The 815-nt window shown below is 38.4% G+C and carries 1 protein-coding gene; it reads right to left on the reverse strand.

All coding sequences use genetic code 11. The features are described from left to right. A partial coding sequence (locus tag GSQ84_RS15770; RefSeq protein ID WP_216848940.1) for an IS3 family transposase occupies window positions 1–741 on the reverse strand: 741 nt, incomplete at its 3' end. Window positions 742–815: the final 74 nt, after the last annotated feature.

Genomic DNA, 815 nt, shown 5'->3' on the forward strand with positions numbered 1-815 from the left:
GAAGCTTTCCGCTACTGCGTTATCCCAGCAATTTCCTTTTCTGCTCATACTCCTAATGATCAAAGGATTCTTTTCCAGTATGCATCTGAATTCGTTGCAAGCGTATTGAACTCCGCGGTCAGAATGAAAAATCAATTTTTGGATAATTGGCCGTCTACCTTGCGCCATTTTAAAGGCAGGTATCACTGTATCAGCGGCTTTCATTGTTAAACTTAATGCCCATCCTATAATTTTTCGATCCCCAAGGTCAATTACGGTAGTCAAATAAAGCCATCCTTTTTTAGTTCGGATATAAGTAATATCAGATACCCATACCGCACCTAATACGCCTGGTTTAAAATCTCTATCCAATACATTTTCTGGTACAGGAAACTTATGGCTGGAGTCTGTGGTAATCTTGAATTTCTTTTTTACAATACTTCTCAGTTTCGCTTTTCTCATCATTCTGGCTACTCTTGGTCTGGAGATTTTAATATCTTTTTTACGGAGTTCCAGGGTAATTCTAGGACTGCCATATATTCTTTTACTGTTTTCAAAAGCCTGCAGTACCTCGGTTTCAAGAATTTGATTTTCAATACTCCTTTTCGAAGGACTACTGATGGTCCATTTGTAAAACCCGCCTCTGCTTACCTTGAATACTGAACACATCTTCTCGACTAAAAATATCCTGCTATGATCCCTTATGAACCTGAATATTTGTTGTCGCTCTTGGAGAAAATGCTGATGGCCTTTTCTGTACAACCAAATATTAAACGGCTGGTAAAGAGCTTTTTAAAAACATCTTTTCTAGTTCTTCCTTACTCAGTCCAAGTGCG

This window comes from Pedobacter sp. L105 (assembly GCF_009765875.1).
GTDB lineage: Bacteria > Bacteroidota > Bacteroidia > Sphingobacteriales > Sphingobacteriaceae > Pedobacter.